The sequence below is a fragment of the Pseudomonas sp. F-14 TE3623 genome (genome assembly GCF_053629015.1).
Map to the genome: position 1 here is coordinate 3,369,256 of NZ_JBRJHM010000001.1, position 20,773 is coordinate 3,390,028.

21 protein-coding genes and 4 pseudogenes are annotated in these 20,773 nt (G+C 58.2%); 18 read left to right on the plus strand and 7 right to left on the minus strand.

What is annotated here, in order from left to right:
• Positions 1–376: 376 nt before the first annotated feature.
• The 5 genes and pseudogenes from AB7M29_RS15735 (at position 377) to AB7M29_RS15755 (ending at position 5,362) form a co-directional block, all read left to right on the plus strand.
• Positions 377–925 (plus strand): cupin domain-containing protein, encoded by a 549-nt coding sequence (locus tag AB7M29_RS15735; protein ID WP_008011722.1) that lies wholly within the window; start codon positions 377–379, stop codon positions 923–925.
• A 300-nt stretch (positions 926–1,225) separates the two neighbouring features.
• Positions 1,226–1,687 (plus strand): annotated as a pseudogene (locus AB7M29_RS15740) (GNAT family N-acetyltransferase); the annotation flags it as partial.
• A 175-nt stretch (positions 1,688–1,862) separates the two neighbouring features.
• Positions 1,863–2,858, plus strand: coding sequence for an L-tyrosine/L-tryptophan isonitrile synthase family protein (locus tag AB7M29_RS15745; RefSeq protein ID WP_454247238.1), 996 nt, complete (start codon positions 1,863–1,865; stop codon positions 2,856–2,858).
• On the plus strand, positions 2,858–3,574 hold the full coding sequence (locus AB7M29_RS15750) for an HAD family hydrolase (RefSeq protein ID WP_454247239.1): 717 nt from the start codon (positions 2,858–2,860) through the stop codon (positions 3,572–3,574). The genes AB7M29_RS15745 and AB7M29_RS15750 overlap by 1 nt, the downstream gene beginning before the upstream one ends.
• A gap of 27 nt (positions 3,575–3,601) precedes the next feature.
• On the plus strand, positions 3,602–5,362 hold the full coding sequence (locus tag AB7M29_RS15755) for an isocyanide synthase family protein (protein WP_454247240.1): 1,761 nt from the start codon (positions 3,602–3,604) through the stop codon (positions 5,360–5,362).
• 129 nt (positions 5,363–5,491) lie between these two features.
• Here the strand turns inward: AB7M29_RS15755 and AB7M29_RS15760 are convergent, their stop codons facing one another.
• Complete coding sequence (locus tag AB7M29_RS15760) at positions 5,492–5,785, minus strand: fructose-bisphosphate aldolase (protein ID WP_217854538.1); 294 nt, start codon at positions 5,783–5,785, stop codon at positions 5,492–5,494.
• Positions 5,786–6,379: 594 nt separating this feature from the next.
• Between AB7M29_RS15760 and AB7M29_RS15765 the strand changes: the two genes are divergently transcribed.
• Together AB7M29_RS15765 and AB7M29_RS15770 are read left to right on the plus strand one after the other, a co-directional pair.
• Positions 6,380–6,769, plus strand: coding sequence for a hypothetical protein (locus AB7M29_RS15765; protein ID WP_454247241.1), 390 nt, complete (start codon positions 6,380–6,382; stop codon positions 6,767–6,769).
• 15 nt (positions 6,770–6,784) lie between these two features.
• Complete coding sequence (locus tag AB7M29_RS15770) at positions 6,785–7,207, plus strand: HD domain-containing protein (RefSeq protein ID WP_052963016.1); 423 nt, start codon at positions 6,785–6,787, stop codon at positions 7,205–7,207.
• A 133-nt stretch (positions 7,208–7,340) separates the two neighbouring features.
• Here AB7M29_RS15770 and AB7M29_RS15775 read toward each other — a convergent pair whose 3' ends face one another.
• Positions 7,341–7,559 (minus strand): PLD nuclease N-terminal domain-containing protein, encoded by a 219-nt coding sequence (locus AB7M29_RS15775; RefSeq protein WP_454247242.1) that lies wholly within the window; start codon positions 7,557–7,559, stop codon positions 7,341–7,343.
• A 522-nt stretch (positions 7,560–8,081) separates the two neighbouring features.
• Here AB7M29_RS15775 and AB7M29_RS15780 point away from each other — a divergent pair.
• Positions 8,082–8,774, plus strand: coding sequence for a formyl transferase (locus AB7M29_RS15780; protein ID WP_225922897.1), 693 nt, complete (start codon positions 8,082–8,084; stop codon positions 8,772–8,774).
• 336 nt (positions 8,775–9,110) lie between these two features.
• Here the strand turns inward: AB7M29_RS15780 and AB7M29_RS15785 are convergent, their stop codons facing one another.
• Entirely contained in the window at positions 9,111–9,503 is a 393-nt protein-coding gene (locus AB7M29_RS15785; protein ID WP_454247243.1) for a VOC family protein, read from the minus strand.
• Between the two features lie 135 nt (positions 9,504–9,638).
• Positions 9,639–9,785 (minus strand): annotated as a pseudogene (locus AB7M29_RS15790) (cytosine permease); the annotation flags it as partial.
• On the opposite strand from AB7M29_RS15790, the pseudogene AB7M29_RS15795 reads away from it, so the two are divergent.
• Positions 9,786–9,911, plus strand: a pseudogene (locus tag AB7M29_RS15795) (LysR substrate-binding domain-containing protein); the annotation flags it as partial.
• Here the strand turns inward: AB7M29_RS15795 and AB7M29_RS15800 are convergent.
• Positions 9,910–10,119: pseudogene (locus AB7M29_RS15800) on the minus strand (DUF1028 domain-containing protein); the annotation flags it as partial. The pseudogenes AB7M29_RS15795 and AB7M29_RS15800 sit on opposite strands and share 2 nt — an antisense overlap.
• A 186-nt stretch (positions 10,120–10,305) precedes the next feature.
• The gene (locus AB7M29_RS15805) at positions 10,306–10,692 is read right to left on the minus strand and encodes a RidA family protein (protein ID WP_217854542.1); all 387 of its coding nucleotides are present in this window, start codon (positions 10,690–10,692) and stop codon (positions 10,306–10,308) included.
• Positions 10,693–10,878: 186 nt separating this feature from the next.
• Here AB7M29_RS15805 and AB7M29_RS15810 point away from each other — a divergent pair, with 186 nt between their 5' ends.
• The 9 genes from AB7M29_RS15810 to AB7M29_RS15850 all read left to right on the plus strand — a co-directional run bounded on the left by AB7M29_RS15810 (position 10,879) and on the right by AB7M29_RS15850 (position 19,563).
• Positions 10,879–11,724 (plus strand): substrate-binding periplasmic protein, encoded by an 846-nt coding sequence (locus AB7M29_RS15810; protein WP_217854543.1) that lies wholly within the window; start codon positions 10,879–10,881, stop codon positions 11,722–11,724.
• Positions 11,725–11,777: 53 nt separating this feature from the next.
• Positions 11,778–12,599, plus strand: a complete 822-nt coding sequence (locus tag AB7M29_RS15815; RefSeq protein WP_454247244.1) for an amino acid ABC transporter ATP-binding protein — start codon at positions 11,778–11,780, stop codon at positions 12,597–12,599.
• A gap of 11 nt (positions 12,600–12,610) precedes the next feature.
• A complete protein-coding gene (locus AB7M29_RS15820; RefSeq protein ID WP_217854544.1) occupies positions 12,611–13,282 on the plus strand; it encodes an amino acid ABC transporter permease in 672 nt (223 codons plus the stop codon).
• Between the two features lie 10 nt (positions 13,283–13,292).
• Complete coding sequence (locus AB7M29_RS15825; RefSeq protein WP_217854545.1) at positions 13,293–13,958, plus strand: amino acid ABC transporter permease; 666 nt, start codon at positions 13,293–13,295, stop codon at positions 13,956–13,958.
• Positions 13,959–13,981: 23 nt separating this feature from the next.
• A complete protein-coding gene (gene dapA / locus AB7M29_RS15830; RefSeq protein ID WP_454247245.1) occupies positions 13,982–14,863 on the plus strand; it encodes a 4-hydroxy-tetrahydrodipicolinate synthase in 882 nt (293 codons plus the stop codon).
• A gap of 109 nt (positions 14,864–14,972) precedes the next feature.
• The gene (locus AB7M29_RS15835; protein WP_454247246.1) at positions 14,973–16,259 is read left to right on the plus strand and encodes an NAD(P)/FAD-dependent oxidoreductase; all 1,287 of its coding nucleotides are present in this window, start codon (positions 14,973–14,975) and stop codon (positions 16,257–16,259) included.
• 8 nt (positions 16,260–16,267) lie between these two features.
• On the plus strand, positions 16,268–17,749 hold the full coding sequence (locus AB7M29_RS15840; protein ID WP_217854547.1) for an aldehyde dehydrogenase family protein: 1,482 nt from the start codon (positions 16,268–16,270) through the stop codon (positions 17,747–17,749).
• Between the two features lie 11 nt (positions 17,750–17,760).
• On the plus strand, positions 17,761–18,783 hold the full coding sequence (locus AB7M29_RS15845) for a proline racemase family protein (RefSeq protein ID WP_217854548.1): 1,023 nt from the start codon (positions 17,761–17,763) through the stop codon (positions 18,781–18,783).
• A 69-nt stretch (positions 18,784–18,852) separates the two neighbouring features.
• Positions 18,853–19,563: a GntR family transcriptional regulator gene (locus tag AB7M29_RS15850; protein WP_217854549.1), complete on the plus strand. Its 711-nt coding sequence runs from the start codon at positions 18,853–18,855 to the stop codon at positions 19,561–19,563.
• A gap of 369 nt (positions 19,564–19,932) precedes the next feature.
• Here the strand turns inward: AB7M29_RS15850 and AB7M29_RS15855 are convergent, their stop codons facing one another.
• Positions 19,933–20,766 carry an NAD(P)H-dependent oxidoreductase gene (locus tag AB7M29_RS15855; RefSeq protein WP_454247247.1) on the minus strand — a complete coding sequence of 278 codons (834 nt, stop codon included), beginning with the start codon at positions 20,764–20,766 and terminating at the stop codon, positions 19,933–19,935.
• Positions 20,767–20,773 lie beyond the last annotated feature (7 nt).

The following is a 20,773-nucleotide window of genomic DNA, read 5'->3' on the forward strand; positions in this document are numbered from 1 at the left end:
GAATGTGATGGCCTCTTCGCGAGCAAGCCCGCTCCCACAGAGATCCAGGCCGCACACCAAATGGGTGGTCAACCGGGACCAAACTGTGGGAGCGAGCCTGCTCGCGATGAGGCCATATCAGCCACCATCAATATCGCCCGACACACCGCCATCGCGAGCAGGCTCGCTCCCACAATTTCCGCACCTGACCGACCGGCATCAAGGGCCCGCCGGGCTTTTTTCATAGCCGTTTATCGAACCTGCTGAGCAACACCAGCAAACGTGATTTAATACCCGCCTTCCACGGTTCCGGGACGGGAAACGGCGTAATCCGCGGCCACCAGTCGCCCGCCACCCACCCCCATTACCCCTTAAGTATTCTTCGCATAAGGCTGTCATGGACACGGGCTCACGACTCAAATTAGTACGCGAAAGCTACAAACTGTCCCAGCGCGAGCTGGCCCGGCGTAGCGGCGTCACCAATGCCACCATTTCCCTGATCGAACAGAATCGCGTCAGTCCCTCCGTCAGCTCCCTTAAAAAACTGCTCGAAGGCATCCCCATGTCCTTGGCGGACTTCTTCACCTTCGACCAACCGCCTCGCGAACACCAATACGTGTTCCGCGCCAATGAACAGCCGGATCTCGGCCGTCATGGTCTGCGGTTGTTGCTGATTGGCGCTTCGGTACCGAGTCGGCAGATGCGGCTTTTGCGCGAGCAGTACGCGCCTGGGGCGAGTTCTGGCGAAGAACCCATCGTGCATGCTGAAGGGGAGGAGTGTGGGCTCGTAACCCGTGGCACGGTTGAGCTCACCGTTGATGGGCAGATTAGCGTGCTGAATGCCGGGGATGGGTATTACTTTCCGACGACGTTACCGCACCGGTTTCGCAATATCGGGGCGGATGAGGCGGAGATCATTAGCGCCAACACCCCGGCTAACTTCTGATACCGATAGCGAACATCAAATCTGTAGCAGCTGCCGAAGGCTGCGTTCGGCTGCGAAGCAGTCGTAAATCCGGGTACTGTTCCTAATCATTGCGCTCCACAATTGACAACCCGGATCATCCAAAACACTATCGGCCCATGACCTACACACGCCGCATGAACATGATGTGCTCCTACATGACCGCTTCCGGCGGGCCATGAGGTCATGCGTTCACAGAATTTGACGTAATCACCCAAGGCCCCGCCAGAAATGGACGGGGCTTTTTAGTTCTCCGTCTACCGATGGCTAACGGAGAATGAAATGTTCGAGATTAGACGCGCCACGCACAGCAATGCCCAAACGGCGTTCGACATTCGCCTTCAAGCGATACGACACCAATGCATCGGCGCCTATACCACGGAGCAAATGCTGGCCTGGACGGCAGGAGCAGCCAAGGACGGGTATAGCGACCTGATGGATAAACACTTTTATCTGGGCTGTATTCAGGGTGAGCCGGTGGCGACAGGAATGCTTGATCTGGAGAGGAGCGAAATCGGCGCAATCTTTGTCCTACCGAGCTTTATGCAGCGAGGCATTGGCTTGAGAGTCTTGGACTACCTTGAATGCCTGGCGCGGGATTTGGGGCTGAAGGAGGTCAATCTGGACGCCACGTTGAACGCCGCTGACTTTTACCGGCGCTGCGGTTTCGTGGGTGACGAACCTGCTATTTACCATTCGCCCTCCGGGCTTCAGCTGGCTTGTGTGCCGATGGTGAAAGCACTAGACAGAATTGATTGCTTCACCGACAGCAGACCCGGAGGAGCTCGTGCAGCCCGCAATATTCCTGATTGCCACGATTGACAGCCCTAACGACTTGTAGGAATTTAGCCGCCCGCAGGTAAGGCATATCTGCTGACGGCCAAAAAATGGCCGTTATTCACCACACAAGGGATTGTCTATGCAGGGTTCAAACACCGTTGCTCAACAGGTGTGCGGTCAGCTGGTGCACGAGCATCAGAACATCGCGCACATGCACATTGCCCAGCAAATCCTCGAATGCCTGTTTCGACGTCGTAGCCTTGCCCCGGGGCAGGATCACGAACTTTCGTTGCAGGTGCTGGAACCCCATCTGGCGAAAGTAATGCAGGCGGTCGAGAGCGGTCGCCAGGTCGAAATGGTCTTGCCAGCCTTTCCCGGCAAATCGCCGAGTCGCAAGAAAACCCTCAGCCATCTACCCGATCTTGCTGAACATCACGCAATCGACGAGTTACACCGCCTGTGCAATGAGATCCAGGAGATCTACACACCGGGAGCGCTGATTCATATCTGCTCCGATGGCTATGTATTCTCTGACTTGGTGCATGTTCCCGATGCAGACGTTAAGGCCTACACCGACGCTATCCAGGACTACGCCGAACAGCATTATCCCGGCACGTTCGCCCATTTCGATCTCAGGGATGCCTATCCTCCGCTTGATTGTCTGGACGCCATGCGTGAGGAAATGATGATCGAGCACGGCCAGTCATTGGTCTTGTTGCAGCAGCGCTTCAAGGATGATCCGCACATGATGTTGATGTACTGCGGCATCCATCGCTTCCTGTCCGAGGATTACTCGGGGCTCAAAGTATTCGCCGGCATGAGCCTTAATGCGGTGAAGAAAATCGCCAAGCCTGCCTCGCAGCGGGTGATCCAGCGCAGTGAAGCCTGGAGCGCGCTGTTACAGGCGCGCTACCCGCATTGCCTGCGCCTGTCGATTCACCCGCAACTGGCGGTGTCGACGAAAATCGGTATCCGGTTGGTGCCAACCAGTGACCTGTGGCGTACGCCCTGGCATTCGGTGGCTATCAAGCGACGGGGTGTGGTCACCCTCGAAAAACGCAGCAATGTCGATGAGCGCTACCACCGCCTGGTGTTCCGCAAGGGGCGTCCTTGTCACTACGCCAGTGCTCAATGATGGCGTCTCGGTTGCGGGTCGAAGCCGTACTCTTCGATTTGGATGGAACCTTGGTCGACACCCTGCCGGACATCACCTGGTGCCTGAACCAGGTTTTGCTCGAACACGGTTGCCCGGCGCAGACGGCGCAAACAGTGCGGGGTTACATCGGCGGCGGGGTCACGGCGATGATCGAGCAGGTTGCCGCGCGGTTTGGCATTGCCGATGCGGTCGCGTTGCACCAGCGCTATGTGGCGCTGTATCAAAACAACCTTGTTCAATTTTCCCGGCCATTCAGCGGTGTGCTTGCCTTGCTTGAAGGCTGTCGCCAGTTACACGTGCCGCTGGCAATCGTGACCAACAAGACCGAGGAAATGGCCCGGCAAGTAGCCGATGCACTGCTTCCACAGAATACCTTCGGGACGATTCTGGGGCATCGCGCGGGCAGGGCGCTCAAACCTCAGCCGGATGTGGCATGGGAAGCCGCCCGGCAGTTGTCGGTTGATCCACAACGCTGTTTGTTCATCGGCGATACCGAGATCGATCTGAAGACCGCCCGTGCTGCAGGCATGTACTCGGCGGCGGTCACTTGGGGATATGGCCTGACCCCAACATTGCAGGCCCAGGCCCCGAACTTCTGTTGTGAACAGCCAGCCGGATTGCTGCGCATTCTGCAGCAAGTCTGCGCTACAGCGCCTGTATTCACCGAGCATGGCGACACCGTTAAATCCTATTGATACACACACTCTCAAGGAAGTTGTTCTATGGAACATAGAGACGCATGGATCGCTGCCGTCAGCGATTTGCTCGCGGGCTATCTGCTCAAAGGCACGGATGATTGTTTCGACACACAAGGCAGAGCGCATCTCGCGCTACGCCTGGGGCATTACTTCGATCAGAGCCTGCCGGTGCGTCTGGTGCTGCCAGGCTTTCCCTGCAAGTCGCCGAACGCCACTGACCAGACATTCGGCGTGTTGCCGGATTATGGCGAAGTCATCGCCATCGAGCGCCTCGACCAACTTGGCCAAGCCATCGCCGCGTTGCACGCACCGGGCTGTGTGGTGTCGATCCTCAGTGACGGAACGACCTTCAATGACATCGTCGGGGTGGCCGACGAGGTTCGCGAGACCTACAACCGGGCGTTGCGTGAACTGTGCACCACCCATACGATTCAGTGGGTCAGCATGGAAGACCTGTTCCCTCAGGCCCAAAGTGCCGAGTCGGTTCGCGCCAGCCTGATCAAGCAGGCCCGTCTGCCCTGGAAAAATCTTGGGGATCTGATCGAGCAGAGCCGGCACGATGAATCCCTCAGCCAGGCGCATGACCATCTCTGCAGTCACCTCTACAACGACCTGCGTCTGTGCCGTGAAGACGGGCAGAGTGAGGACGAGTACCTGCAGCAAATCAACTTCAAAGCCTACCAAATGATGTATCGAGGGCAGGCATTGAATGCGGCAGTGGATCGTTTCTTCGGCGATGACATTCGATTGTCGGTCCATCAATACAGCAATGCCGGGCCCAAATTCACCTTCGGCCTGGCCGAAGGGCTGGCCCGTGTCGACAGCCCCTGGCATGCCGTGCCGGTGTGCAACATCGATGGCAGCCAGAGCCTTCGCGCACGCGCCCAAGTCGACCTAGACCACCATGTGCTGGTCACCTGGCAAGGGCGGCCGTGGCTCTACCACCAAACAGAAAACCCGCAGGCCAAAGGCTTCGAATACGAACTGCAAAAACTTCCGCTCTTTGGCCTGGTGGTGCGAGATCCGTTGGGGCTGGGTTTCGAACGACTGTCCACGGGCCTGCTGGAGGCACTGGTGGAAACCTTCGGTTTCGTCTGCCTCAAGGGCTGCCGCTTCGACGACCAGGACAGTTTTGCTCGCAGCTGCGAACGTTTCGGCACGCTGTACGAATGGGCCTTCGGCGCCGTGCACGTGGTCAAACCCGCGGACAAACCCCAAGGCGTGGTGCACTCGCTAGAGAAAACGCCTTTGCACTGGGACTTGAACATGCTGCCCGACAGCGACGCACAGGTTCAGCGCAATCCGAAATTCTGCGCCAGCAAATTCATGCTGTATTGCAAGACAGCGCCGCAACCGGGCGAGGGCCAGACCACCATCGTCGACAGCCGAAACGTACTGCGCAAAGTCGGGCAGCAAGTCGCCCGACAATGGCAGAACGTGAACATCACCTACTACACCAAAATGACCTACTTCGGTGGCTCGCCGCGCATGTACAGCCTGGTGGATCATCACCCCCGCAGCGGCGAACTCATCCTGCGTTACCAAGAAGGCACCGACTCGACACTGCAGACCCTGAGCCAGTCTGTGCAGGACCATGATGAGGAAGCTCAACAGGCGCTGCTCGAACAGGTCAACTCGCTGGTTTATGACCCGGAGTGCATGATTGCCCATCAATGGAGTGAGGGTGATCTGGTGCTGATCGACAACTATCGGACGTTGCATGGTCGGTTTCCGATGTCGGCGGCTTCTTCGTCGAGGGAGTTGTGGCGGGTGCAGGTTTACTGATCGTTGTTGTCTTGCAGGCCCTGGAGACAGGGCCTTGCAGGAAATCCCCATCACTGCGCGATGAAGTCCCGAATCGCTCAAGACTAGAAAACCCGCAGCGACGCGGGTTTCCTTACGGCTCAAATCTGATCACTGACCTTTAGGCGCATCAAATCCACGTTGCTCAATCACCCGAAACACATCGCTCACATCCTGAACCATGATCCGGGCAATGTTGGTGACGGTGTTGATGTCATGCTCGGCGTAGTCCGGCAGGCTGGTGCAGGCCATGAGGTTGAGGTATTTGAGGACGGCGCTGAGGCGTTCGCTGAGGCAGTTGTGGAGTTCGCGCAGTGGAACGTCGGCGTCGATGAGGAGGACGGGGTGGTCGGTGGCGAAGTGGGACATGGGGGTGACGCGGCGAGGCGGTTTGTTCGTGGTCATTGGTAGTTCTCTAAGGAAGTAAATAGAGGTACCACCTTTTCGCTGCGAAACAATTGGGTGGCAGATGTACGCGGGTTCGCAGACCGAGAGATGACCTAAACCCGGCAGACTCGAAAGTCTCCCACGTACAACCGCCATGAAATGAAGCTCGGGCGAATTTTGCCAGAGTTTTCATTCGACGGTGAAGGACATCTCTTCTTGGGGCTGCGAAACCCTATCGCTAACTGCGGTCAGCGACAGACCCACTCTAGGCAGCGATTTTGATAGCCGCAACCGGGCTGTAGGACCACACGCGGTCACTGTGGCGAGGGGGCTTGCCCCCGCTCGGTGGCGCAGCCGCCGCAAAACCGGACGTTGCGATGTATCTGAGGAAACGAGCTAGCAGGGTTTGGGGCTGCTTCGCATCCCGGGGGGAGCACGCTCCCTCGCCACAAACAGTTGTTTCCTACAAGATTCTCAGACTTCAAAATCCTGGCCGCGCGCTCATCGTGCTATCAGGCGCGGGTTTTCGGTGGAAAGGACGCTTGCTTCCGTTCAGCATCACCACCGTCGTAGACTGAAAGCCAACGGGAATTCAAGGATGGAACGCACCCCATGATCGAAATCGGCAGCCGCAACAACGCCCCCACGCCACAGCACAAAACCCAGGACATTTACCTCTTCCACATCGATCTTTCCCGGCCGGATACGCCTTTTTGGTTCGAGCAGTCCATCGGTGGCGGTCATTGCGAGCAGGGTGGGGCGGCGTGGTTGGCGGTGTCGGAGCTTGAGGCTTGGCCGGGTGAGTGGCGTCTGCATTTGCAGAAGTCCGGTTGTGGCTGGGTCGCTGAGTTGGTGGATGGGCATCCGGGTGTCGATCAGGCGACGCAGGTGTTGATGATTCTCGAACGCCACGCCGAGGGCGCCAAGCCTGCGGGGCGGTGGAAGGCGATTGCAGGTTGGTTCAAACGCAACATTCATTTCAGCGGCCGTTACGGCGTTTAACCTGAGGAGAATCCCATGAGTCAGACACTGGAACGCGCCATTGCCATCGCCGCGGCGGCGCATGAGGGGCAGGTGGACAAGGGCGGCGCGCCTTACATCCTGCATCCGCTGAAAGTCATGCTGCGGGTGAACACGCTGGAAGAGCGCATCGTCGCGGTGCTGCATGACGTGGTCGAGGATTGCGGCATCAGCTTCGACGATCTGCGTAACGAAGGCTTCAGCGAAACGGTGCTGATGGCGATTGCATCGGTGACCAAGGTGCCGGACGAGTCCTACGAGGAGTTTGTCGAGCGCGTGGCGCAGAACCCGATCGGGCGGGTAGTGAAACTGGCGGATCTGGAAGAGAACAGCGACTTGTCGCGGATTGCCCAGCCGTCCTGGGAGGATCTGGAGCGCGTTGAGAAGTATCGGCGGGCGATCGGGGTGTTGCGTTCGTAGTGAGTGTTGGCACCGCGTTGCAGGCGCGAGTGCCGGAGGCTGTTCCAGCCAGAAGCGACAAAGCCCAAAATCATCAGGGCTTTGTTCTTTGAAATTGCGCACTTCGCAGATCGTTACCGCACGCCGTCCGGCGTTATTGTCTGGCCTGCGGTGAGTGCGGGTTCTGTGCAATGTGCTTCGGCCCCGCCAAGGCCCATGCGATCAGCCCGAATAGCGGCACAAACACGATCACCACCATCCACACCAGTTTGTTGCTCGATTTACCTTCGGCTTTTCGCACCCGATTTATCGCCCACAACTCAATCAGTACAAGTACTGCTGCGAGCACGATCCAGATTGTTTCGATTTGCATTCGTCACCTCCTGATAGTCATTCAGTTAGGCGAGCGGGTGGGGGCGGGGTTCATTAAATTTGCGGTGGCTTGGGACCGCAATTGCACTCCACTTGACCACCCGTTTGCATTCGACCTGACCAGTCATTTGCATTCGTTCTGACCACCGATTGCATCGGATTTCACCAGCACGCTTTGTAACCATGATCGGCAGAGAACGGCCAGGAGCTGCTAGGGGCGTAACAATGACGAAATAGTAACTATGCTAGGTCTGATGCCGGAATTGATCGAGCAGATCGGGCCTTCCGTCCATACGTCGTGGCAAAACAATGGAAATGGGATCGATCCGCTTGTGTTGAATTGGCCGTTGCTGCATCTCAAGGCAGGTCTGCCGGAGGAGGTCTGAAGTTGCGAATCGCTTTTTTGGTGAACCGGGACGTGGAGAGCAATCTCACTCTCAATTTCCTGTTGCCCGAGATTCACGAGAGCACAGTGGGAATATTCCTCTCGGAGAGAGTGGGATCGGGCAGGAAGGTGCCACGCATGCTCGGACAACTGGCATTGATCGAGCAGGACTTCTTCAATGCCTTGACCCCTGGGTTAATCGGATCGAGCGACCAGGTTAGCAGCGGGCATCGATTCGGTTTTGCAGAACTGCAGCAACGCTTTGGGGTTCCTGTGCGGGTATTGCCCAGCTTGAGGGATCCTGCGGGCCTGCAAATGCTGCAGGATGCGGGAGCGGATCTGTTCATCTCAATCCGCTTTGGTCAAATCCTGAAGAATGAAGCGTTGGCAATTCCGCCACGCGGCGTCCTCAATCTTCACTCTGGCCTCTTGCCTCAATATCGAGGTGTTCTCGCGACCTTCCGGGCGCTGCTGAACGGGGACCCGGAGATCGGTTGTACTCTCCATTGGATCGACAGTCCCGGCATTGATGTCGGTCGCATCATTGAGACTGCGCGTGTGGCAGTCGAAAAGGAGCGCTCCTTGCTGTGGCACATCCTTTCACTTTATCAACCAGGCGCGCGTCTCATCATGAACGCAATCAGGCGCTTGGAGCGCGATGAGCCCATGACGGGGACGTCTCAAGATCCATCTGCCGGGGCCTACTACTCCTTTCCCGGCGAGGATGACCTGATGCAGTTCACGACACTGGGGTGGCGGCTCTTCGATCGCGAGGACGTTTGGGATCTTTTCGAATCGTACGGATTTCCGTTGCGGATAAGCGCTCCTTGAGAGCTGAACGGCGGCATGGCTTACTGAGGCCTTGTTGCTGGAGCATTGAAAAGCTCAAAACGACGCCGCAAAAGGTTGGCGTCGCTCAACGTCTGTGTTGGGTCGTTCTCTGCCGGTCATGCCCACGAATCGTGCTGGTCAAATCCGATGCAAATGACTGGTCAGGTCGAATGAGGGAAATGCCCTGTATGGGACATTTCACGGGTGGTGCATATGACAATGGTGTTCGAAACTGATGCTCGTGAAATACCGGGATAGACCACAATTTTTCCGCTCAACAGTTTTTGAAATCGTGGTCTGCCCCGGTGTTTCTAGCCTCCTTTTTTTGCCTGTCGCTCAAGCCTGAACTGGAGTGCAAAGCTCCACCAGCGTGCCATTCGGGCAGCGAACGTACGAGATGGTTTGCCCCCAGGGTTTGACGAGCGGGGCGGCTATTTCGGTGGCGCCGGCGTTCAGCGCTTTGGCGTGGGCGGCGGCGACGTCGTCGGTCACTAGGCCAACTTCCATACCCAATGGTTTGACGGAGGCGTGGGCCGAGATGTGACCCGTACTGAAGTTCATCGCCGCGAGTTCATCGGCGGCGAAGGCCAGAGCAGTTTCCCCTGTTTCGAGTTCACCGTAGGTGTTGGATTCGTGGAGGAATCGGGTGGTGATTCCGAATGCTTTTTCAAAGAATTGCAGTGAGGTGGGGACGTCCGGGACGTAGATGATCAGGTAGCCGAATTTCATGTGCGAACGTTCCTTGTCGTGCCATTGGGCTGGCAAATCTAGCAGAAGTTGGAGGTAACTCGCTTGACTGATTCAAACAGAAAAAACCCGCAACTCAGTGCGGGGTTTTTATGTTTGGACGGTGCGCGCTATCCCTTACACACCGGTAGCCAATTTCCCACTCGTCAACCGACACCTGTAAGCACTATCCCGACTCGCTAACCAGAAGTACAACGGCGAAGTCACCAACAACCCCACCACTCAAGACAAGTCAGCCCCATTGGTGTGTTCCGAAATCGGTCCGAAACAGTGGCGCCGCTGTATCTGCCGCGTTTGATCGCCGGTTTCAAAGAGCGCTGGCCGGGTGTGGAGATCCGGATTCGCGATGGTGAGCTGCGGGAGTTGGTGCAGGCACTGACCGCCAGCAGGCCTTGACCATGGCCTTGATCACTGCACGGTCCGCGAGCATGTTGCCAGCGGCCACGCATTGTTCGCCGGTCACGGCGTTGTGGTTACCCAGGGGTTCCGAGCCGCTGAAGTGTGCGGTGCGGCCGAGGTGGTCAATCGCGGTGATCTGTCGGTATTGGCTGTAGCCGTTGCGGGTCAAAACCTTGTCCAACGCCTCGGCAGGCGCGAGGGGCAACGGGCGGCGATGGAGAAGGTCATGGTTTCGCTCCTTATTTAGCCTTGGCTGAGGGGGGGCTGTGCTGGCCTCATCGCGGGCAAGCCCGCTCCCACAGGGATCGGTGGTCACAGAGTTGTGTACGACGCGGATCGTGTGGGAGCTGGCTTGCCTGCGATGGCTACGGCGCGGTGTACCTGCTTACTCAGGAATCACTGCAATCACATCAATCTCCATCAACCACTGCGGCTGCCCCAGTGCCGACACAACCAACCCGGTCGAAATGGGAAACACCCCTTTAAGCCACTTGCCCACTTCCTGATACACCGGTTCGCGGTAACGCGGGTCGATCAGGTAAGTGGTGGTTTTCACGATGTGGCTGAGGTCGCTGCCGGCTTCTTCCAGCAACTGTTTGACGTTACGCATGGCTTGTTCGGTTTGCGTACGGGCATCACCGAGGCCCACCAGGTTGCCGTCAAAATGGGTGCCGACCTGGCCGCGAACATAAACGATGTTGCCGGCCCGCACGGCCTGGCACAGGTCATTGTCCAGGTTCTGGTTCGGGTAGGTTTCCTTGGTGTTGAACATGCGACTACGGGTATGGGTTGGCCATCCGACCGCTCAGTCACTTTCCTGAAAAAATCTCCGCAAGCCTGTTGACAGTTCAATTCGTTCAAAACTAATCTGCATACAGCGCTGCATACATGATGGCGCACATCGTTACACGCTTGTACCTTTCTGCCCAAGAACAACTACATATCGGTGAGGTTCAAAATGGCTCGGTTATTCTCTCGCTCCGTCCGCAACATGCTCGTCTGTGCAGCCGCTATCGGTACGCTACTGAGCCAGGCTCCAGCGCACGCCGCTGATCCGTCACTTTGGCAAGGCGTTCAAAAAGCCGGCGTGTTGCGTTGCGGCGCTGCCGTCGCGGCGCCGTATGTGATGCGTGATGCCCGTTCGGGTCAGTACAGCGGTTACTTCGTGGATTTGTGCAGGGACTTCGGCGAGAAGGTGCTCAAGGTCAAGGTGGAGTTCGTCGACACCAATTGGGACAACCTGGTCGCCGGCCTGCAAGGCGGGAAATGGGATCTGGCGATGGCGTTGAATCAGACCCCGGAACGCGCCATGGCCGTCAGCTTCTCGGTCCCGGCGACTGACTACCAGATCTCGTTGCTCACCCATAAAGACAATCCAAAACTCGCCACAGCGGGCAATGCAATCGCGGACTATGACAAGCCGGGCGTGTCGTTCGCGGTGATGTCTGGCACGGCCGCCGACAAGGCGATCAGTGCAGTGGTGAAGCATGGCACGGTCATGCGTTTGCCCGGGATGGACGAGACGCGACTGGCCGTGATGTCGCGTCGGGCCGACGTCCTGGTCGACGCCAGTGACACCAACCATTTGTTCGCCGTCGCCAACCCGGACTGGACCAAGGAAATACTGCCGGCCCCGGCATTGGCGAAGCAGGGCGTAGCGTTCGGGCTAAGCCGTGACGCGTCACCGTCCGACCTGCAAGTGCTGAACATCTACCTCACCCAGCGTCGCGAAACAGGCGAGATTGCCGCCCTGGTCGACAAGGCTTCCGTCCTCGCGAACGCCGACGAAAAAACATCCAAGTAATTTCGATGATTCCCGAGAGCGGCCCGTAACCGCCGCTCTCCTGGAGACCCTTTATGACAGCTCCTTTACTGGTGGCCGCCCAGCCACAGGCTTCGTTCGTCCCTGATTCGGCCGGCGGTGACTTCATCCAGCTTCGCGATGTTTACAAATCTTATGGCGAAGGGTTGGTGGTCATGGACCATTTGAACCTGGATATGCGCGCTGACGATCGGTTGGTCATCATCGGTCCCAGCGGTAGCGGCAAGAGTTCGTTGCTGCGGGTCATGATGGGGCTTGAAAGCATCCAGGGCGGGACGATCAGCTTCCAGGGCAAGCCTTACATCGATGGCAATGCGAGAAACCACGGCAAGCCACTGGATGTGCGCTTGCAAACCCAGGTCGGGATGGTGTTTCAGCATTACACGCTGTTCCCGCATCTGACGGTCTTGAGCAACCTGATTCTGGCGCCCATGAAGGTTCACGGGCTCTCCAAGGTCCAGGCGACCGAGAAGGCTCGGCTGTTCCTGGCTCGCCTGGGTCTGGAAAGCAAGCTCAATGCGTATCCGAGTCAGCTCTCCGGCGGACAGAAGCAGCGTGTCGCCATTGCCCGCGCCTTGATGCTCGAACCGAAGCTGATGCTATTCGACGAAGTGACCTCGGCGCTCGACCCGGAAATGGTGACCGAAGTGCAGAACGTGATGATGCAACTGGCAGAAGAAAAAATGGCCATGATCATCGTCACCCACGACATGCACTTCGCCAGGAACATCGCCTCGCGGGTGGTGTTCTGCGCCAATGGAAGGGTCGTCGAACAGGGGCCTCCCGCGCAGATCTTCACTCAGCCGAAGGAGCCGCGCACCCGCGAATTCCTCGAAAAAGTCCTGCACCTGGACTGAGGATAACGGCCATGAATTATCAATTTGATTTCCATTTTCTGACCGGCAACTTTGGTGCCCTGTGGGAAGGCCTCAAGGTCACCCTGCAACTGGCGTTGGTGTCGAACGTGGTGGGGCTGATACTCGGTTTTGGCCTGTGCCTGCTGACCTTGAACCGCTGGTTTTTCATCCGCTGGCCCGCTCAGCTGTTCATTGAGTTCTTCCGCTGCACGCCGGCCTTGTTGCAGATCGTCTGGTTCTTCTACTGCTTGCCGATGCTGTTCAACGTGTTCATCGATCCGATCACCATGGGCGTACTGGCCCTGGGGCTGAACCTCACCGCGTTCAACGCAGAAGCCTATCGGGCAGGGGTGCAAGCGGTTCCGCGCGAACATCTGGATGCCTGCGTTGCGCTGGGTCTGCGACCATGGCAGCGAACGCTTTACGTGATCCTCCCGCAAGCCCTGCGCACCGCGCTGCCGGTGCTGATGACCAACGGCATTTCAATTCTCCAGCAAAGTGCGCTGGTTGCCATTGTGGCGGTCGCTGACCTTATGTACGTCGGCAAAAGCATTGCCACTGAAGCCTATCGCCCACTCGAAACTTACTCGCTGATTGCCCTGATCTACTTCGCCCTCTCGTTGCCCATCGCGCAGTTGGTGCAGTGGCTCGAGCGACGCCAGGACACTGCGCTCGCGCGCTGAGGAGACGATGATGCAATTGGATTTCATGGTGGTCTTTTCCTATTGGCAGGTGTTGGCCAAAGGCTTGGCGCTGACGCTGGCGTTCACCGTCAGTTGCGCCGTGCTGGGGAGTGTTTGCGGGTTTCTCTTGAGCCTTTTGCGGCTCTCGAAAAGCCCCTTGATCCGAATCCCTACCGGGCTTTACGTCGAGCTTTTTCGCGGCACGCCGTTGCTGATTCAACTGTTCTGGATCTTCTTCTGCCTGCCCGTCGTGTTCGGTATCTCGGTTCCCCCCTACGTATCGGTGGTGTTGGCGTTGACGCTGTACATGACCGCCATCACCAGCGAGACCTTTCGCGGCGCGCTCAAGTCCATTCCGAGTGAGCAACACGATGCCTGCACTGCCCTTGGCGTGGCGTCGTGGAACAAGGTGTTTTACGTGATTTTCCCGCAAGCACTCTTGCGGGCAGTCCCGCCACTGCTTTCCAACGTGGTCAGCCTGTTCAAGGAAAGCGCGCTCATTTCGTCGGTGGGGATCGCTGACCTCATGTTCGTCGGCCAGAACATTTCCAACAGCACCGCACGCCCGGTCGAGTTCCTGTCGGCGGTGGCGGTGATTTATTTCCTGGTGGCGTTCCCCCTGACCCGACTGGTCGGCGTGATCGAAACCCGGATGCTCAGACGCTACGCGTACTAACTCAACACACTGGAGATACTCCCATGCAGCAACTCAAAGGCATCCTGCCAGCCCTGGTGACCCCGTTCGATCAATCCGGTGCGATCGATTACGACGTCCTTGCATCGATCATCGAATATCAACTCAAACAGGGCGTGAGCGGTTTCGTGCCACTGGGCTCTACGGGCGAATACTACGCGCTGACCAATGATGAGCGTCGTCGGGTCATGGCCACTGTCCGTGAGGTGGTCGGTGATCGCGGCATGCTGATCGCTGGCGCCAACGGCTCGTGCACCCGTGAGGTGATCGAGCAGGTCAAACAGGCTCGCGACATCGGTTACAGCAACCTGCTCATCGCGCCGCCGTACTACGCCATTCCGACCCAGGAAGAGCTGATCGGTCACTACGAAGCGATTCTCGACGCCGTCCCGGATGTGAACGTCGTTCTTTATAACTACCCGATCCGGACTAACGTTGAAGTGGGCTATAGCGTGCTCGATGCGCTCAAGGATCATGAGCGGGTGATCGGCATCAAGGAAAGTGCAGGCAGCCTGCTGCGCGCCATTGAGATCGGTGAAAACTATAAAGGCAAAATCCAGCTGTCCTGCGGTTCCGATGACCAGGCGCTGGACTTTTTCCTGTGGGGCGCGACCAGCTGGATCTGCGCGCCGGCGAATTTCCTGTCGCCGCAAATCGTTTCGTTCTACAACAAGTACACCTCAGGTGACTTGGCCGGTGCGCAGCAAATCGTGCGCTCCTTGTTCCCGTTAATGGCCAATCTGGAAAGCGGCAAGTTCATTCAGAAGGTCAAATACGGATGCGAACTGGCTGGCTTTGAAGTGGGTATCGCGCGCATGCCGTTGTTGCCGCTGACGCCTGAGGAAAAAACCGAATTCCGCAAAGAGTTCGAGAAGCTGCAAGGCTGATACTTTTCCCGCATCGGCCTCCACGCGGGCCGATGCGGGTAATGGCGTGTCCGTGTCAGGATGGGTTCCACCTGTACGGGCTCGGCTTCATGAAAGAGAGACGGTGTTTATGACCCCTATGCAATCACCCATCCAGCAGCAAGCCGATCGCCAAACCGCGGTTGTCATTGGCGCAGGCATCGTCGGCGTCTGCTGCGCCTTGTATCTGCAGCGCGAGGGTTATCGAGTCACGTTGATCGACCCCGAAGCGCCGGGCGACAGCACGGCCAAGTGGAGCTGCGGGCAAATGGCGGTGAGTGAAGTCATCCCGTTGTCCAAGCCGGGAATACTGAAAAAGATTCCGGGCTGGTTGCTGGATCAGAAAGGACCATTGGCCTTGCGACCCAGTGCCTTGCCGGGAATCCTGCCGTGGTTTTTGCGGTTTTTGGCCTGCGCGCGGCATTCCAGGATTGTCGAGATTTCCAATGAGATGGCGACGCTGACGCATCATGTCTATGAAGACTATGCGCCCCTGCTGGACGCCTGTGCAGACAAGACATTGATGGGCGAGCGCCCGATTATCGAAGTCTTTGACACAGCGGCGGGGCTTGAACAGGAAGGACCGCATATGGAGCTGCGCAGGTCCCTCGGCTTCAAATCGCAGGTTTTGGATCGCGCAGCAATCGCCGACCTTGAACCTGCATTGGCCGGTAAATTCAGCCACGGGCTGCTGTTTCCCGATTGGCGTGCGGTCAGCGACACCAAAGGATTTATTGCCGCGTTGACGCAAAGTTTCGTCGATCAGGGCGGCGTCAGGATGCGTGCTCAGGTGAAGCACATCGATGAGGTCGCAGACCGGGCCAGCGGCGTGACCGTGATCACCGGTGAGCGTTACGCCGCTGATCATGTGGTGATCGCGGCCGGTACCGGCTCACGACAATTCTTCGAGCAGACAGGCGCCAGCGTGCCTCTGGCGGGTATTGCCGGCTATCAAGTGCTGCTCCCGCATTCCGGTGTCGAGGTTCGTCATTCGGTGATTTACGCCGACGGCGGTTTTTGCTTCGCGCCGATGACCCGAGGCCTGCAAATAGGCGGAACGATCGAGTTCGCCGGCCCCAATGCCGCGCCTAATTACAAGCGTGCGGAGATCATCCTGGAGAAGGCGCGCAAGATCCTTCCTCAGTTGAAGGTCGACGACCTTGAATACGGCGTGGGTTATCGCCCATTTCTGCCGGACACCAAACCGGTCATCGATCGTAGTGATCGGCTCAAAAACGTATTCCTTGCGTTCGGTCACGGTCAACTGGGGCTGACCCTGGGTGCAACGACCGGGCGACTCATTACAGACCTGGTCGCCGGGCGCAAACCTGCCCAGGACCTGACCCCATTCAGTGCCAAACGCTTTGCTTTCAATTGAGGCCATTCATGAAATCCTACGACCTGCTTTACATCGACGGCCAATGGGTCAGCCCCGCCGAGGGCGGCAGCTTCGAGACCATCGACCCGAGCAATGAGTGTGTGATCACCCGCGTGGCCGCCGCGACCGCGCAAGACATCGACCTGGCGGTCAAAGCCGCGCGCCGCGCTTTTGATGACGGTCCCTGGCCACAAATGACCGGGGCTGAGCGCGCCATCGTGCTGCGCCGAATCGCCGCCGGGATTCGCGAGCGTCAGCAAACCTTGGCCGAGCTTGAGGTGCGAGACAACGGCAAGCCTTTGCCGGAAGCCCTGTGGGACATCGGCGATACGGCGGGTTGTTTCGACTTCTATGCCGATCTGGCCGAAGAGCTCGATGGGCATCGGGAGCAACCGATCGCCCTCGCGGATGAACGCTTCAGCTCGATCGCCCGTAAAGAGCCCATGGGTGTCGCGGGCGCGATCATTCCCTGGAATTTCCCGATGCTGATGGCGGCATGGAAAGTCGCCCCCGCGCTCGCGGCGGGCTGCTGCATGGTGTTGAAACCGTCCGAACTCACGCCGCTGACGGCATTGGAACTGGCCGACATCGCCCATCAGGCCGGCCTGCCCGCCGGTGTGTTGAACGTCGTGACCGGTCTGGGCAGCGAGGCTGGCGCGCCGTTGAGTGAGCATCCGGGCATCGACAAACTGGCCTTCACCGGCAGCGTGCCGACTGGAACGAAGATCATGCAGTCGGCGGCTCGCGACATCAAAAACATCAGCCTGGAACTGGGCGGCAAGTCGCCGTTCATCATTTTCAATGACAGCGATATCGAGGCTGCCGTCGAATGGATCATGTTCGGGATTTTCTGGAACCAGGGCGAAGTGTGTTCAGCGACCTCCCGTGTGCTGGTCCAGCGTGATCTGTACGAGCCTTTGCTCAAGCGCCTGGTCGAACAGACCCGCAGCCTGAGTATCGGCAATGGCCTGAAAGAAGGCGTTTTGCTTGGCCCGCTGGTGAGCCGTGGCCAATACGACAAAGTGCTGGAAGCCATCGCCAAAGGGCAGGAGGAGGGCGCAACCTTGTTGTACGGCGGCACGCGCCCGGCTGATTGTGAAAAAGGCTACTTCCTGACGCCGGCGATTTTTGCCGATGTGCCCGAAGAGAGCTGGATCTGGAAAGAGGAAATCTTCGGCCCGGTAGTGTGCGTGCGTCCATTCGACGATGAGGCCGAGGCATTGCGCAGCGCCAACGATTCACGCTTCGGTCTCGCGGCGGCGGTGATGTCCAGGGATCTGCAGCGGGCGGAGCGAGTCGCGCGCGGGCTGCGGGCCGGTATCGTCTGGGTCAACTGTTCGCAGCCTACCTTCACCGAAGCGCCTTGGGGCGGCTACAAACAAAGCGGGATCGGCCGTGAACTGGGTGAGTGGGGCTTGAACAATTACCTGGAAACCAAGCAGATCACCCGTTATGACAGCCAACAGCCTTGGGGCTGGTACATCAAGTAGAGGAGGCCGAGATGCGCTGGAAGAAAACCCTGCAAATGGCCGACGTGCATTGCGAAGGCGAGATCGGCAAAGTCATTACCGGTGGCGTGCTCGACATCCCCGGCAAGACCATGCTCGACAAGATGAATTACATCAACGAAGTGGACGACAGCCTGCGTCGGCTCGTGGTGCTGGAACCTCGTGGCTGCCTGCAAATGTCCGTCAACCTGCTGTTGCCGCCAACCCGGCCGGAGGCGCAGGCCGGCTTCATCGTACTGCAAGCGGACAAGGCTCACCCGATGTCCGGCAGCAACTGCATCTGTGTGGTCACCGCGTTGCTGGAGCTGGGCATTTTGCCGATGCAGGAGCCGTCCACCACCGTGGTGCTTGACACGCCGGCCGGCCTGGTCACGGCGCGTGCCCAGTGTGCGGATGGGCGCTGTGTTAGCGTCTCGCTGGATATGGTGCCCTCGTTCGTCGAGCATTTGGACGTGGTCATCGAAACCGCCGAGTATGGACCGATCAAGGCTGACATCGCTTTTGGTGGTGTTTATTACGCGCTGGTGGATGTCGATCAGATCGGCCTGAGTATCGCCCCGGAAAACGCCCGTACGCTGGCAAGCGAGGGAGTGCGTTTGCGGCGCGTGATCAACGAGCAGATAGTGGTCCGCCATCCGTTGATCAAAGAGCTGAATGAAGTCGCGTACGTGATGTTCCGCAATCGCCTCGACGATAAAACCTGGCAAACCTGCACCACCTTGCCGCCCGGCCGAGTGGACCGTTCGCCGTGTGGTACGGGCAGCTCCGCGAACCTGGCGACCTTGAGCGCGCGCGGTCTGGTGCGGCCAGGCGATCAGCTCACCTCGCGTTCCACCATCGGTGGTGAATTCAAGGTCGAGTTGTTGGGCCTGACCGAGGTAGGAGATCGGCCTGCGGTATTGCCGAGAATCACCGGGCGTGCCTGGGTGTATGGTTTGCATCAGATCGGTGTGGACCCGGACGATCCGCTTCGCGAAGGGTTCATGCTGAGCGATACCTGGGGCGAAGGTTTCTAACCGAGCCTTGGCTGATGCTAAAGTTGCGGGCCGGACAGACGTCCGGCCCGCACCGCTGAGAGCTGCCTGATGAGCAAAGACACCGCTGAACCCAACGCAAGCGTCAAACGCCATGGTGGGCGTTACATTTACGAGGAGCTGCGTAAACAGATCCTGACGCTCAAGCTCAAGCCAGGCACGCCGCTGGATGAGGTGTCGTTGGCGGCGCAATTCGGGCTGTCACGCTCGCCGGTACGCGACGCCCTGGCGCGACTGATCAGCGAAGGGCTGGTCACGATTCTGCCCAATCGCACCACGTTGGTGACACCGTTCGAGATCGAAGAATTCCCTAATTACATCTCCGCCCTGGACCTGATTCAGCGTGCCGTCACAAGGCTGGCGGCGTTACAGCGCACCGAAGACGACCTGATGCGTATTCGCGCCGCCGATGCGGCCTATCTGGAAGCCGTCAGCACCGGGGATTTTCAGGCGATGTCGGAAATGAACAAAGCCTTCCACATGACCATCGCCGAAGCCGGCAAGAATCCCTACTTCATCAACTATTACGAGAAGCTCCTGGGGGAAGGCCAGCGACTGCTGCATCTGCATTTCGACTACATCATCAGCGCTGCCAGCACCAGCACGCGGTTGGGGCGTGACCATGATGAAATGATCGACGCCATCGCGGCGCGCAATCCGGATGAGGCCGAACAGGCCGCGCATGAACACACCATGCTGTTTCAGCGTCGTTTCCTGGCTTACATGCAGCAGAACCTCACGGGCAGCATGTCCGTGAATTAAATCGTCATTGGGTGGCGTTAGTATTTTTCCATTCTGCGGTCATTCCCCTTGAAGAGAATCGGTCTAAAAAGCCCGACCCAGGCGTCGATCAATTTGCTATCCTGAAGTTGTAGGTGAAGACGCAGACTGATGCGCAAAGGGATAGCGAGGAAGCGTGGGGCGCGCTCCCAAGGGTACACGGTTAGAAAGATCTCCGCGCTGAGATCCAGCCCTTATGCCGTGTGAGGCAGAACAGCCCAAAGCAACAATTACTGTTCTGTGAGAGGCCCGATAAACCTTGTAAGCCAGAGACCAGCGCTGGCCACCTACATCGATTTCCAAAGCCCGCCTTGTGCGGGCTTTTTCGTGTTTGCGGGGAGCCAGTTTGTTCTATACGGCGCGCGCTTTTGCGGATACGGCGCGTACGCCTGGTTCATCGCGTTCCGCCTGTCTGATGTGAGCCGCAAACCCTGTCTGATCCGAAGAAATCTCCGCGCGCAATGTCAGCTGCGGAATGTCATACGCCCCAGCATTCTGCGGTCGGAAAGGAATCGGTGCGGTCTTCCATAGGTCATCAAGCCGTTGGCCGAGCGCGTCGCAGGTCGTCGAAAATCTCGCTTCATCCATGCGGCTGGTCCGATAGATTACGAACGGTGGCAGCACGTCGAAGCCGGGGTAAAACAGTACGCCGTGCTGGATGGGGAATAACAGATCATCGATGGGCCCATTGATACCCCGAGGGCTGTAATGAGACTCCCATCCACCTGCAGTGACGATCAGCATCGCCCGTTTGCCCGCGAGCGTGCCTTCTCCGTAGCGGTTACCCCAGCGCGCATCGGAATGCTCTCCTACGCCATAGGCAAAACCATAGGCATAGACGCGTTCCACCCAGCCTTTGAGGATCGCCGGCATCGAAAACCACCACAGCGGAAACTGCAGAATGACGGCATCGGCCCAGAGCAGTTTTTCCTGTTCGAGGGCGATGTCCTGGCTTTGCCGGCCTTCTTCGAAGGCAAGTTTGGAGTCCAGAGAAGGATTGAACCGCGATTCGGATGGCCGGCCGGGACTGTCATCGGCATCCAGCGAGGCTTTCCAGTCCATAGCGTATAGATCGGAGACCTGCACCTGGTGGCCGGCAGCCTCCAGGCGTTTGACGGCAAAGTCTTTGAGCGAGCCGTTCAATGATTTGGGTTCGGGATGGGCATAAACAAGCAGAACATTCATGGCTGAG